The organism is Sphingomonas humi (assembly GCF_039536725.1).
In the GTDB taxonomy this organism is placed as follows: domain Bacteria; phylum Pseudomonadota; class Alphaproteobacteria; order Sphingomonadales; family Sphingomonadaceae; genus Sphingomicrobium; species Sphingomicrobium humi.
Genome location: NZ_BAAAZD010000002.1, coordinates 184064 through 208190, shown reverse-complemented (window position 1 = coordinate 208190; position 24127 = coordinate 184064). Strand labels below are relative to the sequence as shown.

Below are 24127 nucleotides of genomic sequence, written 5' to 3'. Positions count from 1 at the left end.
GTTAAGGACGAGGGCAGTCCAGCCGCGAATCCATTCGGATTGGCGGCGTTTCTTCGAAAGGGTGGGCGTGAGCGCATATAATCTTCTCGGCCGTGCAGTGGGTCTCGACCGGAAGCTGTTCCTGATCGCCGGCCCATGCGCGATCGAAAGCGAGGCGCTGTGCCTGCGGGTCGCGGACGAACTGGCTCGCCTCGCCGCAAAGTTCGACATGCTGATCATCTTCAAGTCGAGCTTCGACAAGGCGAACCGCACGTCTTCGACCTCGTTTCGCGGGGTCGGCCTCAATCAGGGCCTCGCCATATTGGACAAGGTTCGCCGCGAGACCGGCCTTCCGATCCTGACCGATGTCCACACGCCAGAGCAGGTCCGCGCGGCGAGCGACGTGGTCGACGTGCTGCAGACGCCGGCCTTTCTTGCCCGGCAGACCGACCTCATCGAAGCCGCCGCGGCAAGCGGGCGCCCGGTCAATTACAAGAAGGCGCAATTCATGGCGCCGGCCGATGTGAAACCGATGATCGCCAAGGCGCGGGCGGCGGCCGCAGCGGCAGGGCTTGCCGATCCCCTGTTCATGGTCTGCGAACGCGGCACCAGCTTTGGCTACAACAATCTGGTGGTCGACATGCGCAGCCTGGTGCTGATGCGCGATGCCGGCTGCCCCGTCGTGTTCGATGCCACCCACAGCGTCCAGCTGCCTGGCGGGATGGGCGATCGTTCGGGCGGACAGCGCGAATTCGTCCATCCGCTTGCCCGCGCGGCGGTCGCGGTCGGCGTGTCGGGCCTGTTCATGGAATGTCATCCCGACCCGGACCAGGCCCTGTCCGACGGCCCCAACGCCGTCCCGCTGGCCCAGATGGAGGGCATCGTCAGCGATCTCCTCCGCCTCCAGCAGGCTGCCGCGGGAGCCTGATGCAGGGCCATCATGACGCCGGGCGCCTCGCGGCCAGGCTGACCGGGCAGATCAGGGGCGTGATGGAGGAAGCGGCGCGGGTCGCCCTGCTTCCGCGCTTCCGCACGCTCGCCGACACCGACCGCGAGGAAAAGAGCCCGGGCGAGCTGGTCACGGTCGCCGACCGCGAGTGCGAAGCCCTGCTCAGCGACGCGCTGGCAAGGCTGCTTTCCGAAGCCTCGATCGTCGGCGAAGAGGCCGCCCACTCTGCTCCCGAGGTGATGGGCCGCCTTGCCGACGAGCTGTGCTGGGTCATCGATCCGCTCGACGGGACCGGCTATTTCGCCGCCGGACAGGAGCCCTTCGGAATCATGATCGCACTGGCCGCCGGCGGGAGGGCAGTTGGCGGGTGGATCTTCGATCCCTTGAGCGGACGCTTCTGCTGGGCCGCCTTAGGCGAAGGCTGCTGGGTCGGCGAACAGCGCATCCGGACCGATACTGGCGCCGCGGCGACGACCATCGGGCTCTCGCCCTTGCTGCAGCGGCGGCCCGAGCGGTTCGCGGCGGTGCACGCGCGGATGGCGGGCCGGCTTGAGACGCACGAGATCCCGCGCTGCGCCGCGGCGCATTACCCGGCCATGCTGCTTGGCGCCCCCGCCCTCACTTATTACGAACGCACGCTGCCGTGGGACCATGCGCCGGGCGCACTGATGATCGAGGAAGCCGGCGGCCGGGTCGCGCGCCTCGATGGCAGCCCCTACCGCCTCGACGAGGATCGCATCGGGCTGCTGGCGGCGACCGACGCTGCGTCGTGGGACGAGATCGCAGCGCTGCTGCAGGATCTCCCCGAATGAGCGAGGCTGAGCGCGGCACTGTGCTGCTCGACGTCACCCGCCTGCTGTGGCGGCGATGGCGCGGCGGGCTTCCGACCGGGGTCGACCGCGTGTGTCTCGCCTATGTCGCGCATTATGGGCCGGGCGCGCGGGCGGTGATCCAGCGCAAGGGATTCAAGCTCGTCCTGTCGCGCCGCTCCTCGCAGCGGCTGTTTGACCTTCTTTCCGCCGGAGGACCAGGCTTCCGTTCAAATCTGATAGGGTTGTTGATGGCCGCGTCGCCCGCGTTGCTGGATTCCCGTCCGCCGAGGGGCGCACTCTACCTCAACGTCGGGCATACCGGGCTCGACGAGCCTGCCCTCCCAGCCTGGATCGCGCGGCATCGGCTTCGGGCAATCTACCTCATTCATGACCTGATTCCGATCACCCACCCCCAATTCTGCCGCGCGGGCGAGGACCGCAAGCATGAGCGGCGGATGCGCAATGCCCTGGTGAGCGGGGCCGGCCTCATCGCCAACTCGCAGGACACGGCCAACGAGATGCGCAGGCTCGCCGACCGGCTCGGCCTTGCGATGCCGCCGACCGTCGTCGCGTGGCTGAGCGGCGACGCGCTTCACCGCCTGCCCGCGCCCGCACCGGCGGGACGCCCCTATTTCGTCGTGCTGGGCACCATCGAGGCGCGCAAGAACCACCAGTTGCTGCTGCGGGTCTGGACCGAACTGCTGCGCCGCCTCGGCCCCGAGACGCCCCGGCTGATCATCGTCGGGACCCGCGGGTGGGAGGCCGACGACGTGCTCGCGCAGCTCGACGCGCTCGGCCGGCTTCAGCCGTATGTCGAAGAGCGGTCCCGCTGCTCGGACGATGAGCTTGGCGAGCTTCTCGCCGGTGCCCGTGCCCTCCTCATGCCGTCGTTTGCAGAAGGGTACGGATTGCCGGTGTTCGAGGCGCTTGAACTTGGCACACCCGTCATCGCGGCGAACCTCGCGGTCTACCGCGAGATCGCGGGGGATATTCCCTGCTACCTCCCGCCGGACGATCCCGACGCATGGGCGAATGCGGTGATCGCCTTCGTGGCCGATGGTCCGGATCGCTCGGCGCAACTCGACCGGATGCGCGGCTTCACCGTGCCTGACTGGGCCGCCCATTTCGCAAAGGTCGACCAATGGCTGGACGGCCTTCCGGACCCGGCGACAAGCTGATCGCGGCGTGATCAGAATCGGGCGTCCTTGTGAAGCCCATCGCCCTTCCCGCCAGAAGCTACTACACAGCCACCATCTTGATCCGACACCCTCTCCCCTTCCTCCCGCTGCCACCCTTCCCTAAGCGCAAGATCGACCGCTTCGAGCTTGATGCGCATGACGCGCCCGCGCTCGGCGACACCGAACTGGACGCACTGATCGAGCAGCTCGCGGCGGCTCGTGTCGGCGGCACCTGGTGGGGGGCGCAGCCTGATCCTGGCGCCGGAGGCTACGTGCTCGTGCGCCGCAGCGCGCTTGCGCAGGACGACTCCAATCAGGCCGGAACCATCGAGTGGCCGGACGGCATGACCTGCGATCCCTGGCATCTGCTGGCCGGCGCCAGGGAGCTTCGCTGCGCGCCCGATGATCCTGTCCTGCTGATCGCGGGGCTTGCCGGCGTCCCCGTCCGTTCGGACGAAAGCGCTGCCCGGCCCATCGAGCGCCCCCGGCTTCGCTCGCTACTGCGTGAGGCGCTCGGCCCGCGGCTTTATCGCGATCCGTTCACGGGCGCGCCGCTGCCCTGGCCCGAGCTCGTCGCCCTGTGCGCCGACTGGCGGCGGCTGGTCGATTCCAATCGCCTGATCGCGGCCGTCTACGGCTTTGCCGGCTGGAAGCGCGCGACCACCGAACCACTGCTGTGGGACGGAAGTGACAACGACCGCTTCAACCGCCCGCCCGCCACCCTAAAGGCCGGCGACAAGGCCGCGGTCTGGCGCTCGCGCACGTCGCCCCAACAGCTTGCCGCCATCGAACAGGCCGGCGCCATTCTGGTCGAAGTGGAGGATGGCTTCATCCGCTCGGCCGGGCTCGGCGCCAATTGCGTGCCCCCCCAGTCGATCGTGGTCGACGAGGTGGGCGTGCACTTCGACGCGCGTTCCCCAAGCGGGCTCGAGCGCATCCTTGAGGACGGTCCCTTCGACCCTGCCCTGATCGCCCGCGCCAAGGCGCTTCGCCAGCGCATCGTTGCGCTTGGCCTCAGCAAATATGACCGCGGCGAGGAGCGGCTGGAGCGGCGCTCTGCCGGTCTGCACGTGCTCGTGCCCGGCCAGGTGGAAGACGACCGCGCGGTGCTGAGCAGTATCGGGGAGCCGCTCACCAACCTCGAGCTGCTCCGCCGCGTCCGCGCTGCCCGCCCGCAGGCCCACATCGTCTACAAGCCGCATCCCGACGTCGAAGCCGGGCATCGCAAGGGCGCCATCCAAGACGCGAACGCGCTGCACTATGCCGACGAAGTGGTGCGCGCGCCGTCGATCTCGTCTTGGATCACTCTCGTCAACGAAGTTCACGTCAACAGTTCGCTCGCCGGCTTCGAGGCGCTTCTGCGGGATCGCCGGGTCGCGACCCATGGCGTTCCTTTCTATGCCGGCTGGGGCCTGACCGAGGATTTGGGGCCGGTGCCCGCGCGCCGCACTGCCCGGCGCTCGCTCGACGAACTGGTCGCGGCGACCCTGATCGTCTACCCGCGCTATGTTGATCCCGTGACCAATCTGCCCTGCTCCCCCGAAGTGCTGATCGAGCAATTGTCCGTCCTGACCCCGGCAGACCTCAATGGCCGGTCGCCGCTGACCCTTGCCCGCCGCCTGCAGGGCCGCCTGCGCCGCCTCGTCGCGCCGCTTGGCCGGGGGCGATGATGGCGGCCAAGTCCTTCCTGCTCCTGCAGGGTCCGCCCGGCCCGCTCTTCTTCCGCCTCGGCCAGTTGCTCGAAAGCCGCGGCCACCGGGTCACGCGGGTCAATCTTGGCGGTGGCGACCGGCTCGACTGGAAGACCGGGGCGATCGACTATCGCGGCACCTTTTCCGACTGGCCCGTGTTCGTCGACCAGTTGCTGCGCGACCGCGGGGTCACCGACATCCTGCTGTTCGGCGATTGCCGTCCCTATCACCTCAAGGCGCACGGCATTGCCAAGCTGCGCGGGGTCCGCACCCACGTCCTCGAGGAAGGCTATATCCGGCCCCACTGGATGACGCTGGAGCTTGAGGGGGTGAACGCCCGCTCCCCCATCCGTCGCAACAAGGAATGGATCTACGCGCAGGCGAGCAAGCTTGCGCCCGAACCCGAGCTTCCCCCCGTCACTGCCAGCTTCAAGCGCCGGGCACGGGACTCCTATTGGTATTACCACCATGTGGTGATCGGGCGCCTGCGCTACCCGCATTATAAGTCCCATCGGAAGGGTTCGATCATCAAGGAAGGCCTTGGCTGGCTTTGGAAGCTCGCCAACGCCGACCGCCACACCCGCCACGCCGAGGCGACCCTTGCGAAGCTGCAGGACCAGCCCTTGTTCCTGTTTCCTCTGCAGCTGTCGGGCGACTTCCAGATCCGTTCTCACTCGCCCTTCACCGACATGCAGGGCGCGGCGAAATATGTGGTCGAAAGTTTTGCCGCCTATGCGCCGGCCGATGCGCACCTGCTACTGAAGAAGCATCCGCTCGATCCGAGCTTCTTCAACTGGACCGGCTGGGCGCGGGACATGGCCCGGGCGAACGGCCTCGAAGGCCGCCTCCATGTCATCGATGGCGGGGACATCGACAACATTCTCGACAATGCGCGCGGCCTGGTTTGCGTGAACAGCACTTCGGCGACGCTGGCGCTTGCCCGTTCCATTCCCGTCTGCGCGGTGGGTGAGGCGATCTACAAGCTGCCGGGCCTGACGCATGAAGGTCATCTCGACAGCTTCTGGGCTGATCCGCGTCCCCCCGAGGATGGCCTTTACGACGCGTTCCGCCGGGTCCTCCTCGCCCGTTCGCTGGTGCGCGGCGGCCTTGCCAGCGAGTCTGCGGTGCAGGTCCTGCTCGGTTCGCTGATCGAGCGATTGGGGGCCTGAACAGTCCTAGGTAGCGGATCGCATACTGACTTTGCCGCCGAAAATTTTTCGCGGAACCTTCCGGCCGGTTTCGAGTATGCCGGGGGAGATTCCCGCGCCAATGACATGAAACTGTTGCCGAAATTTCACAATTGCCGGTTTGCGCGCGTTGGCCTTACGCCTTCTACTTCCCCCCTCGCCCCACACTTTCCTATCGGCAGTGTCGGGCAGCCTACGTAACCACCTGATTGGGTCGGGCTGCCGAGGGAGGTTTGATGCTTCGTTCGAAACTTTGTGGAACTTCTGCCTGGCAGATCCTGACCTTGATGAGCGTAGGGATGCTCGCAGCGACGCCGGCGGCGGCGCAGGATGCAGGAGGGCTGCCAAGTTCGGGCCAGCCGCAAAATCAGGACCAGTCCACCGGCGGCGCGCCGCAGGTCGGGACGCAGGCCCCGGCGACCCCCATCAGCGACGCCAACGGCGAAGCCAAGCCTGAAGAGATCGTGGTCACCGGCACCATCTTCCGGCGCACCAACACCGAGACGCCGTCGCCGGTCACCGTTCTCTCGTCCGAATCGCTTTCCCGTCGCGGCATCACCAACGTCTCGGACGCCGTTCGCGCCGTGTCGGCCGACAGCAGCGGCTCCATCCCGAACGCCTTTGCCGCCGGCTTCGGCGCCGGCGCCTCGGCTCCCTCGCTCCGCGGTCTCGGCGTCAACAGCACACTGACCCTGATCGACGGCCAGCGCATCACCAACTATCCGCTGTCGGACGACGGCCAGCGCCTGTTCGTTGACCTGAATACCATGCCGCGCGTCTCGATCGAGCGCGTCGAAGTGCTGAAGGACGGCGCGTCGTCGACCTACGGCGCGGACGCCATCGGCGGCGTGGTCAACATCATTCAGCGCAAGACCTTCAACGGTCTCGACGCGACGGTCGAAGGCGGCACCTCGCAGCATGGCGGCGGCGATCAGTATCGCGGCTCGGTGCTGGCCGGCTGGGGCGACTATGACGACCGCGGCCTGAACTTCTACGTTGGCGCCGAATATGAACTCAACAAGAAGATCTACGCCCGCGATCGCGGCTTCCCCTTCAACACCAACGACCTGAGCAGCCTCGACGGCGGCCTCAACCTCAACGCCGACCTGCTCGACAGCGGCGTGACCCCGACCGTGGCGCAGGTGCGCCGCGCGACGCAGATCACCCCGAACGACCTGCTGAATGCGATCCCGCTGTCGGCGGCCGCAGGCGGCGGCGTGTTCACCCTCATCAACCCGGCACAGTGCGCCGAGGTCGGTGGGACGATCACGGTCAATCCGGCGAACGGCAGCCGCAGCTGCGCGGAAAACCAGGTCGCCAACTATGGCGAAATCCAGCCCAAGACCGAACGCTACGGACTCGTTACGCACGGCGCCGTCCGCCTTGGCGACAATGCCGAAGCCTATGTGTCGCTGAGCTGGTATCGCAACAACCTGATCGCCGGCGGTACGCCGCAGGCGCTGCGCACCACCAGCCCGATCCAGACGTCGACCTTCATCCTGCCCAATTACGTCTGCTCGGCGGGCGTCAATTGCGACACGGCGGTGGACCGCGCGCTCAATCCCTACAATCCCTATGCGTCGGCGACGGGCAACCCGCTCAACAATGCGGCGCAGCTCTACTACCGCTTCGGTCCGCGTGACGGGTTCGGCCTCGACTCGGGCTTCCGCAACGAAGTGCTGCGCGGTGCCTTCGGCGTCGCAGGCAGCTTCGGCGACGGCTTCGGGTACCGCGTCGACGCCACCGGCACGCAGAGCCGCCTGCGCCTCACCAGCAATGTGGTGAGCCTCGCCGGCTTCACCGCCGCCATCGCCCGCGGCCAGTACAACCTCATCAACCCGTCGCAGAACAGCGCGGCGGTGCGCAACTCGGTCATCCTCGAGAACAGCTACACCGCGACCTCGGCGCTGTACGGCATCCAGGGCGTGGTCACGAAGGACCTGTTCGAGCTTCCGGGCGGTGCCCTCCAGGTCGGTGTCGGCGGCGCATTCCGCCACGAATCGCTCGACAATCCGAACGGCAACCCGACCGGCGACTTCATCGGGTTCAACCAGGCCAACGCCAAGGGCGACCGCGACGTGTCGGCCGCCTTCTTCGAAGTGTCGGCGCCGGTCCTGAAGATGCTCGAGCTGCAGGCGTCGGGCCGCTACGACCATTATTCGACCGGCTTCAGCGCCTTCTCGCCCAAGGTCGGCGCGAAGTTCACGCCGATCCGCCAGCTCGCGCTGCGCGGCACCTGGTCGAAGGGCTTCCGCGCACCGAGCTTCGCGGAGACCTCGGGTCAGATCACCGGCTTCACCACCTACACGCCGGGGTCCTACCAGTCGCTCTGCGTCCAGCACGGCGGCACCTACAGCGGCGGTTCCTGCTCGGGCGGCAGCCCCTACACCCGCAGCGGCCAGGCGCTGGGCTTCCGAAACAATGCGAACCCCGACCTCGACCCTGAAAAGTCGAACAGCCTGACCGCCGGCATCATCGTCCAGCCGATCCGCCAGTTCAGCTTCACGATCGATTATTATCGCATCAAGAAGAAGAACATCATCACCGGCGGGCCGCTTTCCAGCCAGGCGCTCGATTCCTACTACGAAGGCGGCGCGCTTCCGGCGGGCTACGATGTCATCCTGAACTCGATCGACCCGTTGTTCCCCAACGGGATCCGCTCGGTCGCGATCATCGTCGGGCCATACGAGAATGCCTCGACGCTGGAGACCGAAGGCCTCGACTTCGCAGCACAGGCGGACTTCCGCCTTGCCCCGGGCCTGCGCTTCTCGAGCAACATCGAGGCGACGCGGATCAACAAGTTCAACTTCCGCGCCTGCTCGGACGACACCAACTCGGCGTGCGACCTGCAGCGCTATGTCGGGACGCAGGGTCCGTACATCATCTCGTCGGGTGCCGGCACGCCGCGCTGGCGCGGCAACTGGTCGAACAGCCTCGAGTTCGGTCCGGCGACGCTGACCGGAACGGTGAACTATGTCAGCGGCTATCGTCAGACGGCCGAGGACCAGAATGGCGCGGGCACCGGCAAGGACTGCTCGACCAACCTGTACAACGCCGACTTCGCCTGCCGCACCAAGAGCTTCACCTGGGTGGATCTCGTCGGCAGCTTCAAGATCACGGACAGCGTGACCCTGTACGGCAACGTGCTAAACCTGTTCGACAAGAAGGCGCCGATCAACCCGGCCAACTATGCGGCCGCCAACTACAACCCGACCTACACGCAGGCCGGCGCGGTTGGCCGCTTCTTCCGCCTCGGGCTGAACTTCAGCTTCCGTCCCAAGCCGGCACCGGTGGTGATCGAGCCGGAGGCAGCGCCGCCGCCGCCCCCGCCGCCCGCTCCCGCCCCTGCGACGCAGACCTGCGCCGACGGTTCGGTGATCCTGGCGACGGACGCCTGCCCGGTTCCGCCGCCGCCGCCGCCGCCTCCGGCGGTCGCACCGGTCCGCGGCTGAGGCTTTCCCCACCATTCCAAGGGGGCGAAGGGCGGCGCATCAGCGTCGCCCTTCGTTGTTTGCGTCGCTCTGCTTCCTTGGCATGCTAGGCCCGCGTCATCAGCGTGAGGGGGAAGCACCATGTTCATCGGCCTGATTCTGTCGTCGGCACTGGCGGCAGCCGCGCTGCAGCCGGCCGAGGCACCGGCGATCCTGCTCAAGCCCGCGCGCGTGTTCGACGGCGCCGGCGCCCCCCATCCTGGATGGCAGGTGCTGGTCCGCGGCGACCGGATCGTTGCGGTGGGGCCAGCCTTGGCGGCACCCGCGGGCACGCGGACGATCGATCTTCCCGGAACCACGCTGATGCCGGGAATGATCGAAGGGCACGGCCACCTCTTCCTCCACCCCTACAATGAAGCGAAGTGGGACGCGCAGGTCCTGAACGAGCAATTGGCGCTGCGCACCGCCCGCGCCGTCGTCCATGCCCGACGCACGCTCGAGGCCGGCTTCACGACCGAGCGCGACCTCGGCACCGAAGGAGCGGGCTTTGCCGATGTCGGCCTTCGCCAGGCGATCGACCAGGGGATCGTCCCCGGCCCGCACCTGATCGTCGCGACGAAAGCCATCGTCGCCCGCGGCTCCTACGGTCCCAAGGGGTTCGAACCGGGCGTGGAAGTCCCGCAAGGGGCCGAAGAAGCAAGCGGCGTCGAGGAAGTGGTCCGCGCCGTCCGAAATCAGATCGCCGCCGGGGCGGACGTGGTGAAGCTCTACGGCGACTATCGCTGGCGTGCCGGCGAAGACAGCCGACCGACTTTCTCGCTCGCCGAACTGCAGGCCGCGGTGGAGGCCGCGCACGACGCAGGGCGGCAGGTCGCCGTCCACACCTCGACGCCTGAAGGCATGCGGCGGGCGATCGCGGCCGGGGCCGACACGATCGAGCATGGCTATGGCGGCACCGCCGAAATCTTCGCGCAGATGCGTGCGCGCGGCGTCACCTTGTGCCCGACGCTCGCGGCGGCTGACGCGGTTGCCCGCTACGCCGGCTGGAACGGCGCCGACCCCGCGCCTCCCGCGGTCGCGCAGAGCCGCAGGGCCTTCGCTCTCGCGCTCAAAGCAGGGGTGCCGATGTGCATGGGCGGCGATGTCGGCGTCTATGCCCACGGCGACAATGCGCGCGAGCTTGAACTGATGGTCGCCGGCGGGATGAAGCCGCTCGATGTGCTGGCGGCGGCGACGTCGGGCAACGCGAAGGCGTTTGCGCTCCCCGACCGCGGATCGATCAGGGCAGGGCTTCGCGCGGACCTGGTGGCGGTGGACGGGGACCCGGCAACCGACATTGCGGCAACGCGCCGGGTCCGCCTCGTCCTCAAGGATGGCAGGATCGTGGGCGAGTGAGCCACCCTTTCGCGGAGTAGCTCACTCAGATCGGGTCAGGCGGCGCGCTGCAGTTCGACCTGCTCGTTGTGTGCTTCGGGGGCAGCTACCTGCACGTGGTCAGCGGCGACCTGCTGGACCTTGTCCGGGAAGAAGGTGCGGCTGGCAAAGGCCACGACACCCAGCGCAAGGTAGATGCCGACCATCACCATCGGCGCGAAGATGATGCCGGCGGCCAGCGGCACGCGCAGGAAGTTCGGGTTGAAGCCGAGGTCATGACCAAGCGCCTCGCAGACACCCAGGATGGTGTCGTTGCGCAAGGCGACATTGTTGCGGAAATAATCGCGGCTCGGGATCAGGCTTTTCATCTCTAGTCTCTCCTGGGCGGTCGGCTCGGCGACGCTCAAGCATCCAGATGCACATGCCGTGCCACCTGCTGCTTTCGCTTGCTTTTCCGATACTTGGCTGCGGCTCCAAGCCGTTCCGCCCGTCTCTTCTCCCTTCATGTTGGGAGAATGCACCATTTTGTGAAGGGGGTGCTCGGCCAAGGGCCGTATGATTTGGACCGGCGGCGTAAGGTTTCTGCGGACCGCCGGTCAGCGCAGATGAACGGTCAGAGGCTCGCCCCGTGGCTGTCGGCCAGGCGGATATGCGGCGCGGTCGGGACCAGCGGATATTTGTTGCCCGCCGCGCAATTGAACAGCAGCACCCGCTCGTCGCGCCCGACCAGCCCTCGCTCCAGCGCCGCGCGCCACCCTGCAAGCACCGCGGCGCCTTCGGGGCACAGCAGCATCCCGTCCTCGCTGGCCGCGGCCTTCAGTTCGGCGGCGATCGCTTCTTCCTCGACCGCAATGGCAAAGCCACCGCTCTCGCGCACCGCACGCAGGATCAGGAAGTCGCCGACCGCCTTGGGCACGCGGATCCCGGTGGCGATCGTCGCCGGCTGTTCCCAGCGGGTGGCGAACTCCTCGCCCGCTTCCCAGGCCCGCACCATCGGCGCGCAGCCGGTCGCCTGCACCGCCACCATGCGCGGACGCTGCGGCCCGATCAGGCCGGCCTGCTCCATCTCGTCGAACGCCTTCCACATGCCGATGAGGCCCGTTCCGCCGCCCGTCGGGTAGAAGATGACGTCGGGCAGTTCCCAGCCGTACTGCTCGGCCAGCTCCAGCCCCATCACCTTCTTGCCCTCGGCGCGATAGGGTTCCTTGAGGGTCGAGACGTCGAACCAGCGCCCGGCCGCCGCGCCTTCGCCCACCAGCCGGCCGCATTCGTCGATCTGCCCGTCGGCGACCAGCACGCGGGCGCCATAGGCTTCCGCCTCGGCGATGTTGATCGGCGGGGTTTCCTCCGGGCAAATCACGGTCGCCGCGATCCCGGCGGCGGCGGCATAAGCAGCAAGCGCGGCGCCGGCATTGCCGTTGGTCGGAAGCGCCATCGCCTCGATCCCGAAATGCCTGGCCATGCTGACCGCCATCGCCAGACCGCGCGCCTTGAACGACCCGGTCGGCAGCCGCCCCTCGTCCTTGACCATCAAGGGCCGCACCCCGGCCCGTTCCGACAGGCGGGTCAGCGGCAGGATGGGAGTCTCGATCTCGCCCAGGCTGACCGGCTCGGCACCGGCCGGCAGCGGCAGCAGTTCGCGCCATTTCCACATCCCCGGCGCGCGCGCCGCAAGGATCTCCCGACTGAGCGAACGCCCGACCGCTTCCAGGTCATAGCGAACCAGCAGCGGGCGACCCGCACTGCTCAGATTGTGGATCTCTCCGGCGGCATAGCGCTCACCGGTCAGCGAACATTCAAGGTGGGTGACGAACATCGCCACCGCTTAGCCCGCCCCGGTCGACAAGACGATGATCTTTGTCGATCGACGGTCATCCGCCTGCTTGCGATGTTGTATCATCCACCGTAAGCGCACCCACGAACTTTCGGTAAATCACGGGAATTCCTCATCATGATCGGCCTTTCGCTCGCCGCAGCCCTCGCCGCGACCGTCGCTCCTGAAGCAGTCGCCCCCGCCTTCATCACCACCACGGACGCCGCCACCTCCGATCAGGCGCAGGCCGGTCCCCGCGCCAGCGATCATGACCTGCCGCAAAGCAAGGACATCATCGTCACCGGCATCCGCCGCAACCGCGAGGACGTGCTCGGCGGGATCAGCGTCGTGTCCGGCGACGAACTGCAGCGCGACCTTCGCCCGACCATCGGCGAAACCCTGATTCGGCAGCCCGGCGTGTCGGCGACCAGCTTCGGGCCGAGCGCCTCGCGTCCGATCCTGCGCGGCCTCGGCGGCGAGCGCGTGCGCGTACTGACCGACGGTATCGGCAGTCTCGACGTCTCCACCTCCAGTGTCGACCATGCGGTCGCGATCAATCCGCTGACCGCCGACCGGATCGAGGTCCTTCGTGGCCCGGCCGCCCTGCTGTTCGGAAGCTCGGCGATCGGCGGCGTGGTCAACGTCATCGACAGCCGCATCCCCCGCTCGGTTCCTGAAGCGCCGCTGCACCTCGATGCGGTCGGCACCCTTGCCAGCGCGGCCGACGAACGGTCCGCCAACGGCCGCGTCGACGTGCCGCTGGGCGGCAATTTCGTCCTTCACGCCGATGGCAGCTGGCTCAAGACCGACGACCTTCGCACCGGCGGGTACATCCTGACGCCCGAACTGCGGAAGGAAGCGAAGCGGAGCATCGACCCCGACATTCGCGCCCTCGCCAAGCTCAGGGGAGACCTCCCCAACAGCGCGTCGGAGAGCAAGGAATTCGCCGCAGGGGGCGCCTATATCGCCGGCCGGCTCAACGTCGGCGCGTCGGTCAGCCGGCTCGACAACCTCTACGGGGTGCCGATCCGCTATTCGCTCGATCCGGCGGTCGACGCCGAAAAGGTGCAGATCGACATCAAGCAGACCCGCTACGACGCCCGCGCCGAGGTGCCGGTAGGGGGCTTCATCGACGAGGTGAAGTTCCGCGGCGGCGCCGTCCGCTATCGCCACAACGAACTGGAGGAAGACGGGGCGATCGGCACCACCTTCCGCAGCAAGGGCGAAGAAGCGCGGCTCGAGGCGGTGCAGCGCACGTCGGGCGGCTGGGGCGGCGGGTTTGGCGCACAATGGCTCGACCGCCGCGTGTCGGTGGTCGGCGACGAGAAATACCTGCCCGACAATCGTCAGCGCCAGCTTGGCCTGTTCGCGCTGCAGAACTTCACCACCGGCCCTGCCCGCCTCGAACTGGGCGCGCGGGTCGAACGCAGCAAGCTCACCGCCGACGCCGATGCCAACCTTGGCAACCCGGCCCTGTCGCGCAGCTTCACCGCTTATTCGGGATCATTCGGCGGCACCGTCGCCATCGCGCCCGCCATCCGCGCCGGGCTCAGCCTCTCCTATTCGGAGCGCGCGCCCTCGACCGACGAACTCTACGCCAACGGACCGCACAAGGGCACGCAGGCGTTCGAGATCGGCAATCGCGATTTCGGAAAGGAAAAGAGCGTCGCCATCGAGGCAAGCCTGCGCCGCACCTCGGGCCCGCTGACCTTTGGCGCCAGCGCCTACCACATGCGCTTCAGCGACTTCATCTACCTTGCTCCGACCGACGCGAGCGAGGACGATCTCCCGGTCTTCCTCTACCGCCAGAGCGATGCGCGCTTCACCGGCTTTGAACTGGAAGGCCGCGCCGACCTTGGCAGCATGGATGGGGTCGATCTCAGCGCCGATGCCCAGGCCGACTATGTCCATGCGAAGGTGAAGGGCTTCGGCCCCGCGCCGCAGATCCCGCCGCTGCGGCTGCTGGGCGGCATCGATGCCAAGCATGGCCGGGTCGATGGCCGGGTCGAGGTCGAACACAGCTTTGCCCAGGACCGCAACGCACCGATCGAGACGGCAACCAAGGGCTTCACGCTCTTCAACGCGTCGGTGAACTGGCATCCGCTGGAGAACCGGCCGGAACTGACGCTGGGGCTCGCGGCCAACAATATCTTCGATGTGGTGGCGCGGCGCTCGGCGTCCCTCCTCAAGGACTATGCACCGCTGGCGGGACGCGACCTCAGGCTGACCGCCCGCCTCGGCTTCTGATCTAGAGGTCGATCCCGGCGGCGATCGCCTCGAGCTTGCGGACCCGTTCGCGGAGATCGGCGAGCTCGATCCGGTTGCCGCTGACCGGCGCAGTCGGCTCGTCGCTGGTCGGGCCACCCCGGGCCAGCTCCAGCTTGCGCACCTCGAGCCAGGCCAGCCAGGCCTTGGAGGCGAAGAGCGAGGCAACCAGCAGCGCGGCAAGGGCGAGCACGCCGGTCAGTGCGATTGCTTGGATATCCATCATGCCTTCTCCGAGCGAAGCGCCTCGATCTCACGGGCAAGCGCGTCGCTGTCGCTGTTGTGGAGGTGGTGGTCGATCGCCATCATCCGGCGGTCGGTCTCGTCGAGCTTGGTGCGAACGTCGTGAACGCTCGCCCGCTTGGTCTCACCCATCCGCTTATAGTCGCTGGTCCACGGACGGCGGCCCGACGCGAACGCGCCGACCAGCCCGCACAGGAAGTAGGCGAGCAGCGCCTGGGTCACCGTGATGAAGCTCAGCAGCGGCACCGCGACGAAGGCGATGCGGATGAAGGTCGGGTCGACATTCAGCATCCGGCCCAGGCCGGCGCAAACGCCGAGGACTTTGCGGTTCTTGCTGTCGAGACGGAACGGGATGCGGCGGTTCATCGTGGATGTCCTCAGGCGAGGGAAAACGGGAAAGATCAGCTCAGCGCTTGATCAGGTTGAACAGGCTCTGCAGCGTTCCGGCGAGCCAGATGTCGACGGTGTCGAGCACCTGGCCGACCGGTCCGAGCTCGGCCGGGGCGGCGCCGATCGGTCCGAGATATTCGAACCGGGCACCGGCCTTGGTGGCGACCGGCTCAAGCATAGAAGGCGATCTTGACCGGGGCAGCGACCGCGACGCCCGCGGGGGCGACGGCGGTTCCGACGGCGAGCCCGCTCAGCAGCAGGGCGAAGACGGCGGAGAAGAGGGTGGTCTTGATGTTCATGACTGGCTCCTTGGATCTGGTGGGCCGGCCTTCCGACCGGTCATGCCGTTCATAATGCAGCAAGCGTGCCAATCCCGGTTTTCCGCCATTTCTATTCCGCGTAGGGGCCGTGATGGCGTTGGGTTGGTGGCTTTTCCCACCAACCTTGGTGCAGCGTCCCAATCGCGCTCTGAGGAACCCGTCGCGGGCCTGCGCGTCTACCCGGCAAGACTTCAGTTCAGGTGCGAAAGGAAACCAAGACCATGCTGGGTAAGATCGCTGGCGCCATCATCGGCAACCGCATTGCTGGCCGTAACGACGGGGTGAAGGGCGCCATTCTCGGCGCGGCTGGCGCGCGTCTCGCCGCCCGCGGCCTCGGCCCGCTCGGGACCGCCCTCACCGTCGCCTATGGCGCGAAGAAGCTCTACGACTGGAACCGCGCCCGCAAGACCGAGCGCCGCTTTCCGGCCGACGCCACCCCGGCGCAGCGCGGCGTCCGTACCAACGGCATCTGATCGTCGGGCGGCCGGCATCCGCTAGCCACCAAACGAAGAAGGGCCCGGTTCGCATCACCTGCGAACCGGGCCCTTTCTGCATGGATTGTCAACCCGAGTGCGGGGCAGGCCCTGAATCAGGCCTTTTCTTCCTCGCCCCCGGCATCCTCGTCGGCGGCGCGCTCGTAGTAAGGCTCAACCGTGCCCTTCAGCGTGATCGTCATCGGGTTGCCGTGGCGATCCCGGCTCTTGCCGGCGGCGACCTTGATCCAGCCTTCTGACACCGAATATTCCTCGACGTTGGTCTTTTCGACCCCGTTGAAACGGATCCCGACACCGCGCCGCAGCTTGGTTTCGTCGAAATGCGGGCTGCGGGGATCGAGACTCAGGCGATCGGGAGGCGTGTCGGACATGGCCGCCTGCTAGGTTCGCACACCCCCCGCGTCAACAAGCAGGCGCTTACTGCCCTCGCATCATCGCTGCCATGTCCATGCCGAGCATGCCGGTATGGGTCGACTTGGTCCTGAGCTTCACCGTCCAGTCGGGACGCCAGCTGGCGGGCGCCCCGGCGGGCTTGGGCTGGGCAAGGTTGGTCTCGGGACCATAAGCCGTCATCATCAGCGCCGCCCCCTGCACCGAACGCTGCACCTCGGCCGGAACGGTGCATTGGGTGGTCGCCGGGCTCAGCAGCACCCGGCTCTGCACCAGCCGCGCCGCATCGCCCGCGTTGAGGTAGTCGTTGGCCCATCCGAACATCTGCGTTTCGCTCGACGACCACATGACGACGGTCCCGTCCGCCATCGCGCCCGTAGCCATCGCGAAATAGGCGGTCGCATTGGGCACGGCCTGCCACCGCAGCGGCACCGATCCGGTCGGCGCCGCGCTGTTGGCGGTCATCCGCAACGGGCCGAGGAAATCCTGGCCCGCGGCAAGGGCAAAGCGGATTTCCGGGCTGTAATTGCCCTGGACGACATGATTGCCGACCAGCGACGCGCTGGCGGGCAATTGGCGGGTCTGCCTGCGGTTGGGCCATTCGCCGTAGCCGGGATAGCGCGCCAGGCTTGGCGGCTGCTCGGAGCGGACCTGCGGCCCGCCGGCGAACCCCGACGGCATCTGCCCGGCCGCGAGCTTGGAAAAGTCGATCGTCACCGGCTGACCGGTCCGGGCATGCTCGCCGCAACCCCAGTAGATCAGCATCTTGCCCTTGGGCCGTTCGAACGGGGTCGACACCGTTGCCCGCGCCGCTTCGGGCGTCAGCAACGGCAGCGAGGTCCCCGCCCCTAATCCGGCCGGCACCAGGTGGTCCGCATTTGGTGCAGCGGCCGCGCGATTGCGACTGCCGAGCTGGAGGAACAGCGAGCGGACATAGCCATCCTGCTGCGGCATTTGCGGCGCCTGCGCCTGCTGGCCCTGCTGCTGGTCCCCCTTGCCCTTCGACTTGCGCCCGAACAATCCGCCGCCCCGCCCGAGCAGCCCGCCGATCACCGCACCGGCAACGCTCGGCCGCCCGGCACTCGCGTCGGGCTCGGCCTCGCGGCCCGCGGCTCCCGCCATCGCCGCCGCGGCCATGCCGCCCAAGCCGCCCATCGCGCTCATCCCGGTCGTCGTTTCGGCCGACATCCAGTAGGTCGCGATCGGGCCTGCCCATGCCGGCGCCTTTGCCGCGGGCGCCGCGCCCCGCTTGGGCTGTGCCAACGATACCTCCGCCGCGCCGCTCAAGGCGGCCACCGCAACGCTTCCGATCAGCAGCAACTTTTTCATGGCTTTGCTCCCCTGTTCAGCGGGGCGGTTGTAGCGTTTCCGAGGCGCCTCGTCAGCCATTCGCCTGACTGGCGTTGCTCGTCCTGCGTTCGCCGACTAAGCGGCGTTTCGATGAGTGATCCTGCCGACCCGACGCGCCGCAATGCCCCGCGCCTTGCGCTGCACGTGCCCGAGCCCAACTACCGGCCCGGCGACACGCCCGATTTCTCTAACGTCGCGGTTCCTGCCGCGGGAAGCGCGCCGCGCCCCGACACCAGCAGCGCGGCCGCCGAGACTCACCCGCTCACCAATCACCTCGTTCGGGTGCTCGACGAGAACGGCCAAGCGGTCGGCCAATGGGATCCGCGGCTGTCGCCCGACACCGTGCGCAAGATGCTGGTCGACATGGTCACTGTGCGCGTGTTCGATGATCGCATGTACCGTGCCCAGCGGCAGGGAAAGACAAGCTTCTACATGAAGTGCACCGGCGAGGAGGCGATCGCCGTCGCCGCCGCCACCGCGCTTGACCGGGACGACATGTGCTTCCCGACCTATCGCCAGCAGGGCCTGCTGGTGGCGCGCGGCTATCCGCTGGTCGACATGATGTGCCAGATATATTCCAACGCTGGCGACAAGCTCCACGGCCGCCAGCTGCCGATCATGTATTCGGACAAGCCGCACGGCTTCTTCTCGATCTCGGGCAACCTCGGCACCCAATATCCGCAGGCCGTCGGGTGGGCGATGGCGAGCGCGATTAAGGGCGACAGCCGCATCGCCATGGGCTGGATCGGCGAAGGCGCCACGGCCGAGGGCGACTTCCACTCCGCGCTCACCTTCGCCGCCGTCTACCAAGCGCCGGTGATCCTCGCGGTGGTCAACAACCAGTGGGCGATCTCCAGCTTCTCGGGGATCGCGGGCGCCGAGCAATCGACCTTCGCCGCGCGCGCGGTCGGCTATGGCATCGCCGGGCTGCGCGTGGACGGCAATGACGCGCTCGCCGTCTACGCCGCGGTGCAGTGGGCCTCCGAACGCGCCCGCGCCAATGCCGGGCCGACCCTGATCGAATTCTTCACCTACCGCGCCGAAGGGCACAGCACGTCGGACGATCCGACCGGCTACCGCCCCGCCGGCGAAGCGCAGCAATGGCCGCTGGGTGATCCGGTCGAACGCCTCAAGGCGCATCTGATCGCGCTCGGCGAGTGGGACGACGAACGCCATGCAGCGCTCGTCGCCGATGCCGACAAGGCCGTCCGCGCCGCGCAGAAGCAGGCCGAAGGCATGGGCATCCTCCCTGGCCAGGGCTTCGACCGCATCGGCTCGATGTTCGAGGACGTCTACGCCGACACCCCCTGGCATCTCGCCGAACAGCGCGACGCGGCGCTCGGCGAAGCACGCATCTACCTTGGACGGGACGCCAGCTGATGCCGACGCGTAACATGATCGAGGCGATCAACGACGCCCACCGCGTCGCCATGGCCGCCGATCCCGACATCGTCGTGTTCGGCGAGGACGTCGGCTATTTCGGCGGCGTGTTCCGCGCCACCGCCGGCCTCCAGAAGGAATTCGGCAAGGAGCGCTGCTTCGACGCGCCGATCAGCGAGGGCGGGATCGTCGGCACCGCGGTCGGCATGGCCGCCTATGGCCTGAAGCCGGTGATCGAGATCCAGTTCGCCGATTACATCTACCCCGGCTACGACCAGATCGTCTCCGAAGTCGCCCGCATGCGCTATCGCACGGCCGGCGAATGGACGATGCCGATGGTCATCCGCTCGCCCTACGGCGGCGGCATCTTCGGCGGGCAGACCCACAGCCAGAGCCCCGAGGCCCTGTTCACCCACATCGCCGGCATGAAGGTGGTCATCCCCTCGACGCCGTACGACGCCAAGGGCCTGCTGATCGCCGCGATCGAGGACCCCGACCCGGTCGTCTTCTTCGAGCCCAAGCGCATCTACAACGGTCCGTTCGACGGCCACCACGATCGCCCGGTCAAGCCGTGGGCCAAGCATCCCGACAGCGAAGTCCCCGACGGCCACTACACCGTGCCGCTCGGCAAGGCCCGCATCGTCCGCCCCGGCAACGACCTCACCGTCATTTCCTTTGGCACCATGGTCCACGTCGCGCTTGCCGCGGTCGAGGAAAACGGCATCGACGCCGAGGTCATCGACCTGCGCACGCTCGTGCCGCTCGACATCGCGACGATCGAGGAAAGCGTGAAGAAGACCGGCCGCGCGCTGGTGGTCCAGGAAGCGACCAAGACCAGCGGCTTCGCCTCCGAACTGGCGACCCTGATCCAGGAGCGCTGCTTCTATCACTTGGAAGCACCGGTCGGGCGCGTGACCGGGTGGGACACGCCCTACCCGCACGCCTACGAATGGATCTACTTCCCCGGCCCGATCCGGATGAAACAAGCCCTAGAAAAGGTCATGGCAGACTAATGGCGACCTACCTCTTCAAGCTCCCCGACATCGGCGAAGGCATTGCCGAGGCCGAGATCGTCGCCTGGCACATCAAGGTCGGCGACCGCGTCGAGGAAGACCAGCAGCTCGCCGACATGATGACCGACAAGGCGACCGTGGAAATGGAATCGCCCGTCGCCGGCACGGTGCGCAAGCTGGCGGGCGAGGTCGGCGACCAGATCGCGATCGGCTCGGTGCTGGTCGAGATCGAGACCGAAGGCGCGGACGCTTCCGCCGCTCCGGCCGATGCCGAGGAAATGCCGCTCGCCGACGGCGCAGCGGTGCCGACCGAAGCCCAAGAAGAAGCCAACCCGACGCTGGATGTCGAACGCGCCCCTGACCCCGTTCGTCCTGAGCGGAGCGCGGAGCGCGTAGTCGAAGGGCGCTCGCCCGAACGTGCTTCGACTTCGCTCAGCACGAACGAGAATGAGGGCGCGAGTCACTCGGGTCCCATCCTCACCACCCCCGCAGTCCGCGCCCGCGCCCGCGACCTCGGAATCGACCTCGCGCAGGTGAAGCATCAGGGCGAGCACATCCGCCACGCCGATCTCGATGCCTATCTCCTCTACAACGGCGGCCAGGTCTCCGGCCGCGCCGCCGGCCCCCTTCGCCCCGACGAGCAGATCAAGGTCGTCGGCCTCCGCCGCAAGATCGCGGAGAACATGCAGGCCGCCAAGCGCCGCATTCCGCACTTCGCGCTGGTCGAGGAATTCGACGTCACCGCGCTCGAAGAAACCCGCGCGATGATGAACCGCGATCGCGGCCAGAACCCCAAGCTCACCTTGCTGCCGTTCCTGATCACCGCGCTGAACAAGGCGCTCGCCGACTTCCCGATGATCAACGCCACCTACGACGACGAAGCGAACGTCATCACCCGCCACGGCAGCGTCCACATGGGCATGGCCGCGCAGACTCCGAACGGGCTGATGGTCCCCGTCATCCGCAACGCCGAGCGACTTTCGGTGTGGCAGCTTGCCAGCGAAGTCGCCCGCCTTTCGGACGCCGCCAAGACCGGCAAAGCGACCCGCGAGGAACTCAGCAACCCGACCTTCACCATCAGCTCGCTCGGGCCGATGGGCGGGGTCGTCTCGACCCCCGTCATCTCGCCCCCGCAGGTCGCGACGATCGCGGTCAACAAGGTCGAGGAAAAGGTCGTGCCGGTGAATGGCGAGCTCGAGATCCGCAAGCGGATGAACCTCTCGCTTTCCTGCGATCACCGGGTGGTCGACGGCTGGGACGCGGCGAGCTTCCTGGCGAGCCTCAAGCCCCTGATCGAAAACCCGCTGCGCCTCCTCGCCTGACGGCCGCTACAGGCCGGGCGGCGGCGCTCCGAAGGCCATGCCGTCGATCCCCGCCGCCGGCGATCCGGCGACCGTTGCATGGTACAGCGCGTCGCCGATCGGGCTGTGGGTGATGCCCTCGGTAAGCAGGAAGTAGGCTACGATCGTGCCGAGGCCCCACCACCAGGCCGGGTGCACATATCCCTTGCGCCGGCGGTCGAGCAGCATGGCGACGACCGGAAACGCCATGACCGGCACAGCCGTCGCCTCGAAGGCATAAGGCTGCAGCAGCGGCATCGGCAGCAGGCGGCCGAACCCGGGGCCGAGCAGCAACGACATGGCGCAGAAGTGCAGCCGCCGATGCCAGTCGGTCTGCCGGCGCAGCTTGACCGCCCAGAAGGTCAGGCCCGCGAACATGATCAGCGACAGCGGGTCGAAGATCAGGAACTGCTGCGGCTGGAAGAAAAAGGGCACCCGGCCCTCGCGGACCATCGCCAACGTCACTGCGGTGGCGGTCGCCAGCATCGCGAACACCCAGCCCACCGCGATCCAGCCAAGCTTGCGGTGCAGCGCCACTTGGTTGGCGGCGACCAGTCCGTTCTGGAGGACGTAGATCGCGATCCAGCCCATGAAGACGACGGCATGGGCATGGACCAGCAGCGGTGCCGAAAAGCTCGATCGCCCCGCCGCCAGTTGAAGCGAGAAGCCGGCGATCAGCGATGCCGCCATCACCAGCGATGCGTTGAAGAAAAAGCGCGAGTCGTCGCTCCGTGGCGACGCCCTCAACGGTGCTGCCGTGCTTGCCATGTTTCTGTTCCCCCGAACCGATGCCGAAAGGCTATCATGACCTCGGCCGCGTCGCCAGATGGCGGTTATCAACTGTTCTTGGCCTTGCCGCACTTGCCCTGCTTGGCGGTCGCGGCGCTCGGCAATGGGGCCGAATAGGTCCAGCTGGCGATCTTCCAGTCGGCGCCCGCGGCGCGGCTCATGACGAAGGTCATGGTCCCTTCCCCGCCGCGCGGCTCGCCCGCCTGGGTCAGGCAATAGACCGTCGGAAGCACGATATAGGCGCTGCTGTCGCTCGCCGAGGCCTGCAGCGGCTTGCCGTAGAGCATCCGGCCGTCCTTGATCTTCCGGGCTTCGGCATCCTTGGCATAATCGCCCAGCCAGCGCTGGACCGACCCTTCGCCGCCCCACTGGAAGGGCGCGAACTCGTCGACGATCACCGCGCCCGCGGCATGCGCCTCGATGAACGCCTGGATGTCGCCGCCATTGAACTTGTCGAGCACGGTGGTGACCGCGCGCACCGCGTCATCGGCCGGCGCGGCGCTCGCGGGGACGGCGAATATCGACAGAGCGGCAATGGCCGCGGCGTTCCTGAACATGCTGTTGCCCCCTTCGGCACGGCCGGCACTATGCACTGGCGGCGCGCCTGGCCGGGGCGCGGGGCAGGCGAAAAACTGCGCCTGCCCCGTCGACCTGTCAACAGCGTAGGGCTGGCCCTCAGGCCGCCAGCAGGTCCACGTCGCGAAGCGCCTGCTCGACCGACCTGGCCTTGACCTCCGGACCAAGGTTGATGCCATCCGCGCGGACGAATTCGGGGACGATCCCGATGAACCCGAAGATCACCTTCAGATAGCTTTCGAGATGCTCGAAATCGGCATTGCCCTGCTCGGCGCCATAATAGCCGCCGCGCGACAGGGCGATGATCACGCGCTTGGGCCCGGCCAACCCCTCAGGGATGCCTTCGGCGCTGTAGCGGAAGGTCCGCCCGTTCACCGCCAGCCGGTCGATCCACGCCTTCAGCTGGCTCGGCACCGTGAAATTGTACATCGGCGCACCGACCACCACCGTGTCGGCGGCGAGGAATTCGTCCAGCACGCTCTGGTCGGCGAACTGGTCGAGGGTGAGGTGGGCGAGCGGCTCGGCGACGAGGTCACGCTCGACCACCGTCGCGCCCGGATGCGCGGCAAGCTGTTGCTCGACGATACGGCCGGTGAGGTGTCGGCTGACGCTGTTTTCGCCGGTGATCGAGCTGTCGATGCGAAGGATGGTGGACATTGTATCTCCAGTCACAAATGATTACCTGGAAACCATAGGTAACTAGCCGCTCGACGAAAAAAAGACGGCACATGAAGGGTATCAGGTCACATGCATGATACTGATTTCGCAGAAGCTTCCGGGCTCGCGGCAGCCGGCTGCCGGAACGTCACCCCGGTCCTTAATCGTATCGGCGACAAATGGTCGGTGCTGATCGTGATGATCCTCGCCCGCTCGCCCCACCGCTTCAACGAACTGAAGCGCCAGATCGACGGCATCAGCCAGCGCATGCTAACCCTGACCCTGCGCGGCCTCGAACGCGACGGTCTCGTCAGCCGTTCGGTCGAACCCACGGTGCCACCGCGCGTCACCTATGCGCTGACTGAACTCGGCGAGAGCCTGATCCAGCCGGTCGAGGCGCTTGGCCGCTGGGCCTTCGCCCACATCGATTGCATCCGCGCCGCGCAGCAGCGCTTCGACGAGGCGAACGCCCCCGTCGCCGCGGTGCAGGCAGCCTGAAGCGCCAC

General features: G+C 67.4%; 24 protein-coding genes. 13 read left to right on the top strand and 11 right to left on the bottom strand.

The features are described from left to right. The first annotated feature begins 67 nt into the window (after positions 1-67). From kdsA to ABD729_RS08885, 7 genes are all read left to right on the top strand, one after another. Positions 68-907 carry a 3-deoxy-8-phosphooctulonate synthase gene (gene kdsA / locus ABD729_RS08915; RefSeq protein ID WP_344709888.1) on the top strand — a complete coding sequence of 280 codons (840 nt, stop codon included), beginning with the start codon at positions 68-70 and terminating at the stop codon, positions 905-907. After that, positions 907-1740, top strand: coding sequence for an inositol monophosphatase family protein (locus ABD729_RS08910; protein ID WP_344709887.1), 834 nt, complete (start codon positions 907-909; stop codon positions 1738-1740). The genes kdsA and ABD729_RS08910 overlap by 1 nt, the downstream gene beginning before the upstream one ends. Beyond that, positions 1737-2918, top strand: a complete 1182-nt coding sequence (locus tag ABD729_RS08905) for a glycosyltransferase family 4 protein (RefSeq protein WP_344709886.1) — start codon at positions 1737-1739, stop codon at positions 2916-2918. Before ABD729_RS08910 ends, ABD729_RS08905 begins: the two co-directional genes overlap by 4 nt. 77 nt (positions 2919-2995) lie before the next feature. Then, entirely contained in the window at positions 2996-4588 is a 1593-nt protein-coding gene (locus tag ABD729_RS08900; RefSeq protein WP_344709885.1) for a capsular polysaccharide export protein, LipB/KpsS family, read from the top strand. Continuing rightward, the gene (locus tag ABD729_RS08895) at positions 4585-5778 is read left to right on the top strand and encodes a capsule biosynthesis protein (protein ID WP_344709884.1); all 1194 of its coding nucleotides are present in this window, start codon (positions 4585-4587) and stop codon (positions 5776-5778) included. The genes ABD729_RS08900 and ABD729_RS08895 overlap by 4 nt, the downstream gene beginning before the upstream one ends. A gap of 254 nt (positions 5779-6032) precedes the next feature. Next, positions 6033-9248 carry a TonB-dependent receptor plug domain-containing protein gene (locus ABD729_RS08890; protein WP_344709883.1) on the top strand — a complete coding sequence of 1072 codons (3216 nt, stop codon included), beginning with the start codon at positions 6033-6035 and terminating at the stop codon, positions 9246-9248. Positions 9249-9368: 120 nt separating this feature from the next. After that, the gene (locus ABD729_RS08885; protein WP_344709882.1) at positions 9369-10622 is read left to right on the top strand and encodes a metal-dependent hydrolase family protein; all 1254 of its coding nucleotides are present in this window, start codon (positions 9369-9371) and stop codon (positions 10620-10622) included. Positions 10623-10657: 35 nt separating this feature from the next. Here the strand turns inward: ABD729_RS08885 and ABD729_RS08880 are convergent, their stop codons facing one another. Together ABD729_RS08880 and ABD729_RS08875 are read right to left on the bottom strand one after the other, a co-directional pair. Continuing rightward, on the bottom strand, positions 10658-10969 hold the full coding sequence (locus tag ABD729_RS08880; RefSeq protein ID WP_344709881.1) for a PspC domain-containing protein: 312 nt from the start codon (positions 10967-10969) through the stop codon (positions 10658-10660). 245 nt (positions 10970-11214) lie between these two features. Further along, on the bottom strand, positions 11215-12417 hold the full coding sequence (locus ABD729_RS08875) for a threonine synthase (protein WP_344709880.1): 1203 nt from the start codon (positions 12415-12417) through the stop codon (positions 11215-11217). A gap of 135 nt (positions 12418-12552) precedes the next feature. On the opposite strand from ABD729_RS08875, the gene ABD729_RS08870 reads away from it, so the two are divergent. Then, on the top strand, positions 12553-14661 hold the full coding sequence (locus ABD729_RS08870) for a TonB-dependent receptor (protein WP_344709879.1): 2109 nt from the start codon (positions 12553-12555) through the stop codon (positions 14659-14661). A 1-nt stretch (position 14662) separates the two neighbouring features. Here ABD729_RS08870 and ABD729_RS08865 read toward each other — a convergent pair whose 3' ends face one another. From ABD729_RS08865 to ABD729_RS08850, 4 genes are read right to left on the bottom strand one after another with little or no spacing between them, the layout of a single operon-like run. Beyond that, positions 14663-14905: a hypothetical protein gene (locus ABD729_RS08865; protein WP_344709878.1), complete on the bottom strand. Its 243-nt coding sequence runs from the start codon at positions 14903-14905 to the stop codon at positions 14663-14665. Then, a complete protein-coding gene (locus tag ABD729_RS08860; RefSeq protein ID WP_344709877.1) occupies positions 14902-15288 on the bottom strand; it encodes a PspC domain-containing protein in 387 nt (128 codons plus the stop codon). Before ABD729_RS08860 ends, ABD729_RS08865 begins: the two co-directional genes overlap by 4 nt. Before the next feature lie 40 nt (positions 15289-15328). Then, positions 15329-15490 carry a hypothetical protein gene (locus tag ABD729_RS08855; protein ID WP_344709876.1) on the bottom strand — a complete coding sequence of 54 codons (162 nt, stop codon included), beginning with the start codon at positions 15488-15490 and terminating at the stop codon, positions 15329-15331. Then, a complete protein-coding gene (locus tag ABD729_RS08850) occupies positions 15483-15611 on the bottom strand; it encodes a hypothetical protein (RefSeq protein ID WP_344709875.1) in 129 nt (42 codons plus the stop codon). The genes ABD729_RS08855 and ABD729_RS08850 overlap by 8 nt, the downstream gene beginning before the upstream one ends. 242 nt (positions 15612-15853) lie before the next feature. Here ABD729_RS08850 and ABD729_RS08845 point away from each other — a divergent pair, with 242 nt between their 5' ends. After that, positions 15854-16105 (top strand): hypothetical protein, encoded by a 252-nt coding sequence (locus ABD729_RS08845; RefSeq protein ID WP_344709874.1) that lies wholly within the window; start codon positions 15854-15856, stop codon positions 16103-16105. Positions 16106-16221: 116 nt separating this feature from the next. On the opposite strand, the gene ABD729_RS08840 is transcribed toward ABD729_RS08845, so the two are convergent. Further along, positions 16222-16497 carry a DUF3297 family protein gene (locus tag ABD729_RS08840; RefSeq protein ID WP_344709873.1) on the bottom strand — a complete coding sequence of 92 codons (276 nt, stop codon included), beginning with the start codon at positions 16495-16497 and terminating at the stop codon, positions 16222-16224. 46 nt (positions 16498-16543) lie between these two features. After that, positions 16544-17845 (bottom strand): hypothetical protein, encoded by a 1302-nt coding sequence (locus ABD729_RS08835; protein ID WP_344709872.1) that lies wholly within the window; start codon positions 17843-17845, stop codon positions 16544-16546. A 111-nt stretch (positions 17846-17956) separates the two neighbouring features. Here ABD729_RS08835 and ABD729_RS08830 point away from each other — a divergent pair, with 111 nt between their 5' ends. From ABD729_RS08830 to ABD729_RS08820, 3 genes are read left to right on the top strand one after another with little or no spacing between them, the layout of a single operon-like run. Next, on the top strand, positions 17957-19246 hold the full coding sequence (locus ABD729_RS08830) for a thiamine pyrophosphate-dependent enzyme (RefSeq protein WP_344709871.1): 1290 nt from the start codon (positions 17957-17959) through the stop codon (positions 19244-19246). Beyond that, a complete protein-coding gene (locus ABD729_RS08825) occupies positions 19246-20259 on the top strand; it encodes an alpha-ketoacid dehydrogenase subunit beta (protein WP_344709870.1) in 1014 nt (337 codons plus the stop codon). Before ABD729_RS08830 ends, ABD729_RS08825 begins: the two co-directional genes overlap by 1 nt. Next, a complete protein-coding gene (locus ABD729_RS08820; protein WP_344709869.1) occupies positions 20259-21581 on the top strand; it encodes a dihydrolipoamide acetyltransferase family protein in 1323 nt (440 codons plus the stop codon). Before ABD729_RS08825 ends, ABD729_RS08820 begins: the two co-directional genes overlap by 1 nt. A 6-nt stretch (positions 21582-21587) precedes the next feature. Here ABD729_RS08820 and ABD729_RS08815 read toward each other — a convergent pair whose 3' ends face one another. The 3 genes from ABD729_RS08815 to ABD729_RS08805 all read right to left on the bottom strand — a co-directional run bounded on the left by ABD729_RS08815 (position 21588) and on the right by ABD729_RS08805 (position 23621). After that, positions 21588-22289 (bottom strand): hypothetical protein, encoded by a 702-nt coding sequence (locus ABD729_RS08815; protein WP_344709868.1) that lies wholly within the window; start codon positions 22287-22289, stop codon positions 21588-21590. Positions 22290-22435: 146 nt separating this feature from the next. Then, complete coding sequence (locus ABD729_RS08810; RefSeq protein WP_344709867.1) at positions 22436-22945, bottom strand: nuclear transport factor 2 family protein; 510 nt, start codon at positions 22943-22945, stop codon at positions 22436-22438. 118 nt (positions 22946-23063) lie between these two features. Next, the gene (locus ABD729_RS08805) at positions 23064-23621 is read right to left on the bottom strand and encodes an FMN-dependent NADH-azoreductase (RefSeq protein ID WP_344709866.1); all 558 of its coding nucleotides are present in this window, start codon (positions 23619-23621) and stop codon (positions 23064-23066) included. Between the two features lie 90 nt (positions 23622-23711). On the opposite strand from ABD729_RS08805, the gene ABD729_RS08800 reads away from it, so the two are divergent. Next, the gene (locus ABD729_RS08800; RefSeq protein ID WP_344709865.1) at positions 23712-24119 is read left to right on the top strand and encodes a winged helix-turn-helix transcriptional regulator; all 408 of its coding nucleotides are present in this window, start codon (positions 23712-23714) and stop codon (positions 24117-24119) included. The last annotated feature ends 8 nt before the right edge of the window (positions 24120-24127 follow it).

Excerpts from the sequence above, each read along its gene's own strand:
- ABD729_RS08910 (WP_344709887.1), top strand. The coding sequence starts at position 907 with ATGCAGGGCCATCATGACGCCGGGCGCCTCGCGGCCAGGCTGACCGGG.
- ABD729_RS08905 (WP_344709886.1), top strand. The coding sequence starts at position 1,737 with ATGAGCGAGGCTGAGCGCGGCACTGTGCTGCTCGACGTCACCCGCCTG.
- ABD729_RS08895 (WP_344709884.1), top strand. The coding sequence starts at position 4,585 with ATGATGGCGGCCAAGTCCTTCCTGCTCCTGCAGGGTCCGCCCGGCCCG.
- ABD729_RS08890 (WP_344709883.1), top strand. The coding sequence starts at position 6,033 with ATGCTTCGTTCGAAACTTTGTGGAACTTCTGCCTGGCAGATCCTGACC.
- ABD729_RS08885 (WP_344709882.1), top strand. The coding sequence starts at position 9,369 with ATGTTCATCGGCCTGATTCTGTCGTCGGCACTGGCGGCAGCCGCGCTG.
- ABD729_RS08880 (WP_344709881.1), bottom strand. The coding sequence starts at position 10,969 with ATGAAAAGCCTGATCCCGAGCCGCGATTATTTCCGCAACAATGTCGCC.
- ABD729_RS08875 (WP_344709880.1), bottom strand. The coding sequence starts at position 12,417 with ATGTTCGTCACCCACCTTGAATGTTCGCTGACCGGTGAGCGCTATGCC.
- ABD729_RS08870 (WP_344709879.1), top strand. The coding sequence starts at position 12,553 with ATGATCGGCCTTTCGCTCGCCGCAGCCCTCGCCGCGACCGTCGCTCCT.
- ABD729_RS08865 (WP_344709878.1), bottom strand. The coding sequence starts at position 14,905 with ATGATGGATATCCAAGCAATCGCACTGACCGGCGTGCTCGCCCTTGCC.
- ABD729_RS08860 (WP_344709877.1), bottom strand. The coding sequence starts at position 15,288 with ATGAACCGCCGCATCCCGTTCCGTCTCGACAGCAAGAACCGCAAAGTC.
- ABD729_RS08855 (WP_344709876.1), bottom strand. The coding sequence starts at position 15,490 with ATGCTTGAGCCGGTCGCCACCAAGGCCGGTGCCCGGTTCGAATATCTC.
- ABD729_RS08850 (WP_344709875.1), bottom strand. The coding sequence starts at position 15,611 with ATGAACATCAAGACCACCCTCTTCTCCGCCGTCTTCGCCCTGCTGCTG.
- ABD729_RS08845 (WP_344709874.1), top strand. The coding sequence starts at position 15,854 with ATGCTGGGTAAGATCGCTGGCGCCATCATCGGCAACCGCATTGCTGGC.
- ABD729_RS08840 (WP_344709873.1), bottom strand. The coding sequence starts at position 16,497 with ATGTCCGACACGCCTCCCGATCGCCTGAGTCTCGATCCCCGCAGCCCG.
- ABD729_RS08835 (WP_344709872.1), bottom strand. The coding sequence starts at position 17,845 with ATGAAAAAGTTGCTGCTGATCGGAAGCGTTGCGGTGGCCGCCTTGAGC.
- ABD729_RS08830 (WP_344709871.1), top strand. The coding sequence starts at position 17,957 with ATGAGTGATCCTGCCGACCCGACGCGCCGCAATGCCCCGCGCCTTGCG.
- ABD729_RS08825 (WP_344709870.1), top strand. The coding sequence starts at position 19,246 with ATGCCGACGCGTAACATGATCGAGGCGATCAACGACGCCCACCGCGTC.
- ABD729_RS08820 (WP_344709869.1), top strand. The coding sequence starts at position 20,259 with ATGGCGACCTACCTCTTCAAGCTCCCCGACATCGGCGAAGGCATTGCC.
- ABD729_RS08815 (WP_344709868.1), bottom strand. The coding sequence starts at position 22,289 with ATGGCGGCATCGCTGATCGCCGGCTTCTCGCTTCAACTGGCGGCGGGG.
- ABD729_RS08810 (WP_344709867.1), bottom strand. The coding sequence starts at position 22,945 with ATGTTCAGGAACGCCGCGGCCATTGCCGCTCTGTCGATATTCGCCGTC.
- ABD729_RS08805 (WP_344709866.1), bottom strand. The coding sequence starts at position 23,621 with ATGTCCACCATCCTTCGCATCGACAGCTCGATCACCGGCGAAAACAGC.
- ABD729_RS08800 (WP_344709865.1), top strand. The coding sequence starts at position 23,712 with ATGCATGATACTGATTTCGCAGAAGCTTCCGGGCTCGCGGCAGCCGGC.